This is a genomic window from Microcystis sp. M113S1, assembly GCF_020246945.1.
Taxonomy (GTDB): Bacteria; Cyanobacteriota; Cyanobacteriia; order Cyanobacteriales; family Microcystaceae; genus Microcystis.
The window spans coordinates 1-3,109 of sequence record NZ_JADBSA010000308.1 but is presented as its reverse complement, the minus strand read 5'-3'; the positions used below and the strand labels follow the sequence as shown (position 1 = coordinate 3,109).

Genomic DNA, 3,109 nt, shown 5'->3' with positions numbered 1-3,109 from the left:
GGCCTTGAACGAGTAAAACTTTCTAGGAAATAAGGTTGAACATGAGATTTTTTCGACTTGTTCAAAGTGGCCGGAGGGCATTCGGACACTCAAAATGGACGGGTCGAAAGTGTCAGACTTAAGCAATTAAGCGTTTTTCGGTGAAGCGTCAACCCCGTTGACGCGACCACCCTAAAAAAGTGGCGTGGTGAGGAATCGCCGTCCGTTTTACGGCGGCGAGGATGTCAACTACCGATTACGGATGCCGCCCCCCTATTGGTGGCCCACTCGCGAAAACTTTATCAAGCGGAAGGTTTAACGGCAGAACAACCACGCCTATTCCGCTCTTGGGCGCAGATTGTTGAGGCCTTTCTCGCTCGGCAGGTGAACGTTATTCACGTTCTTTTTCCCACCTCGATCTGGATTCGTTACGGGCGCAATTTCCCCGCTAAAATCGTCGCTTGGAACCATACCAACGGTTCAGCCCTCACCGTCCTTCCCGATATTGAAAATCCCAGGGAATTGGGAGGTAAAACGATCGCGGTTCCTTTCTGGTATTCGATTCATAATTTGGTCTTGCAACAACTCTTACAACGTAACGGGCTGAAAATAGTTCGCAAAGCCAAGGACGCGCCGATAGCTCCTAACGAGGTTAATCTAGTGGTTCTCCCGCCCCCGGATATGGTATCAGCCCTCGCCAATAAGAGCATCGGTGGTTATATCGTGGCTGAACCTTTCAACGCGGCGGCGGAAAATCTAAAAACCGGTAGGGTTCTCCGTTTCACCGGCGATGTCTGGAAGAATCACGCCTGTTGCGTCGTCTTTGTTCACGAGGAGGATATTAGGCAACGGAAACAATGGACGCAGAAGGTGGTAAACGCCCTCGTTAAAGCTCAACTCTGGTCCCGGGGCAATCGCTCCGAAGTGGCCAGGATTCTCTCTAAAGATGGTGGAAAATATACGCCTCACCCGCTGCCAGTATTGCAACGGGCGCTTACTTACTACGATCGCAATTTCTATAAAAAAGACGGGGCGATCCAGAATCCAGACTGGCAGGTCAACCGGATCGATTTCCAGCCCTATCCTTTCCCTTCCTATACCGAGGAACTGGTACGCTTGCTCAAAACCACTCAGGTAGAAGGAAATACGGATTTTCTCCAAAAACTGCAACCCCGACAGGTGGCGCGGGATCTCGTGGATGACTCTTTTGTCCGTAATGCCTTGCAACAGGTGGGCGGACCGAAAGCTTTCGGCTTACCGAATAATCTCTCCCGCATCGAGACGATCAAATTTTAAAGGTCTGAACCCATGAAGTCACAATCTTTGACCTCCCCGCCAATATCTTTACTACCCTTATGGGGTATGGGTTTTGGATTATTGCTCTGGTGGCTATTTACCAGTCCTCTATGGCACTCAAACCCGATTTTAAATGATTTTTCCCCTGAGCGATCTTTTGTCGCTTTATTACATCTTTTTGTTCGGGGGGAGATTATGCCCCATATCCTCACCAGTTGCCGCCGGGTTCTTGTGGGCTTGGTTCTCGCTAGTGCCATCGGTGTGCCGTTGGGGGTATTAATCGGGTTGTATCGCTCCCTTGAATCAGCTTTGTCGGCCGTATTTCAATTTCTACGCATGATCTCGCCCCTTTCTTGGATGCCTTTAGCGGTGATGGTTTTGGGAATTGGTGATCTACCTGTGTATTTTTTGCTGACGGTGGCGGCTATCTGGCCGATCCTTCTCAATACGGCTGCTGGGGTTAACGCGGTTGATCGCTCTTGGTTGACTTTAGCCCGCAGTCTCTGTGCTACCCGAGGGGAAACGGTTTTCCAGATTATTCTGCCTGCGATCATTTCCCATCTCCTAACTGGTTTCCGTTTGGCTATAGGTATTATCTGGATCGTTCTTGTCCCGGCGGAAATGCTGGGGGTTAGTGCGGGTTTGGGTTATTATATTCTCGATACACGCGATCGACTCGCTTATTCAGAGTTGATGGCGGTGATTCTCGTTATTGGCGCGATTGGTTATCTGCTCGATTGGGGTTTGCGTCTGGCTCATCGCTCTTGGACGCATCAAGATTAGCCTATTGGTTCAACTATGTGGGAAGGGGGAAGTCTCGGCGCTTTTTTTAGTTGAAAGAGCGGGCCAGACGACTAACCCCGGTGTGTAATAACTGTTCCAAGCTTTGGCGATCGCTAATGGCTTGAAGATTGATCACAAAACAGGTTAAACCCAGTCCAAAGAGGATAAAAGTGGGGGCCATAACCACACCAATCATTAACCAAGTGGCGACGTGGAGAAACATGGTGACAGCGAACAACAAAGCTAGGGAAGCAATGGGGAAGATTTGACGGGTAGGACGACCGAAATAGAGAAAAAGAACTGTTAAAACGGTGGTTACTAAGTTAGCGGGTACTAAAAAGGCACAAATCGAGATGCAATAGTTGCGGGAAAATTCAGCGAGAGTATTAAAATCTATCATCGAAAATTTGGGACTGAAACCCCGTCGTAGAACGACGGCTTTACTGTTAAATATTAGCACATTTACGAAATATAGCGTTTCTCACATCTGTGTGGCACACTTTAACCTTTGCTGATTAAGCTTTTCAGGATTGAGAATGTACCTCTTGTTAACAGGAAACGCTATATATGCTAAAATGTGAGACATGGAAAAAGCCTATTGGTTTCGATTTTACCCCACACCAGAACAAGAGTCGCTATTGCGGCGCACTTTGGGCTGTGTAAGATTAGTTGACAATAAGGCACTCCATGTCAGAACACAAGCATGGTACGAAAAGCAAGAAAGAGTAGGATATGCTCAAACTTCTTCAATGCTAACTGATTGGAAAAAACAAGAAGAATTAGACTTTTTAAACGAAGTAAGCTGTGTACCTTTACAACAAGGGTTAATACACCTACAAACAGCTTTTACTAACTTCTTTGCTGGTCGTACTAAGTATCCCAACTTTAGGAAAAAACATCAAGGAGGAAGTGCCGAATTTACCAAATCTGCTTTTAAATTTAAAGACAAACAAATTTATTTAGCCAAATGCACAGAACCTTTACCTATTCGCTGGTCAAGACAAATCCCAGAAGCTTGTGAACCAAGCACAGTAACAGTCAGATTACATCC

The 3,109-nt window shown here is 46.9% G+C and carries 4 protein-coding genes; 3 read left to right on the top strand and 1 reads right to left on the bottom strand.

Annotated features, from left to right (window positions below):
* Positions 1-258 precede the first annotated feature (258 nt).
* Positions 259-1,275 (top strand): ABC transporter substrate-binding protein, encoded by a 1,017-nt coding sequence (locus tag IM319_RS15635; RefSeq protein ID WP_425185204.1) that lies wholly within the window; start codon positions 259-261, stop codon positions 1,273-1,275.
* Between the two features lie 12 nt (positions 1,276-1,287).
* The gene (locus tag IM319_RS15630; protein ID WP_287736192.1) at positions 1,288-2,058 is read left to right on the top strand and encodes an ABC transporter permease; all 771 of its coding nucleotides are present in this window, start codon (positions 1,288-1,290) and stop codon (positions 2,056-2,058) included.
* 46 nt (positions 2,059-2,104) lie between these two features.
* Here IM319_RS15630 and IM319_RS15625 read toward each other — a convergent pair whose 3' ends face one another.
* Positions 2,105-2,458 (bottom strand): hypothetical protein, encoded by a 354-nt coding sequence (locus tag IM319_RS15625; RefSeq protein ID WP_287077949.1) that lies wholly within the window; start codon positions 2,456-2,458, stop codon positions 2,105-2,107.
* A 184-nt stretch (positions 2,459-2,642) separates the two neighbouring features.
* Here IM319_RS15625 and IM319_RS15620 point away from each other — a divergent pair.
* A partial coding sequence (locus IM319_RS15620; protein ID WP_287736191.1) for an RNA-guided endonuclease InsQ/TnpB family protein occupies positions 2,643-3,109 on the top strand: 467 nt, incomplete at its 3' end.

Bases quoted from the DNA above. Each gene is read 5' to 3' on its own strand.
- IM319_RS15630 (WP_287736192.1), top strand. From the start codon at position 1,288: ATGAAGTCACAATCTTTGACCTCCCCGCCAATATCTTTACTACCCTTA.
- IM319_RS15625 (WP_287077949.1), bottom strand. From the start codon at position 2,458: ATGATAGATTTTAATACTCTCGCTGAATTTTCCCGCAACTATTGCATC.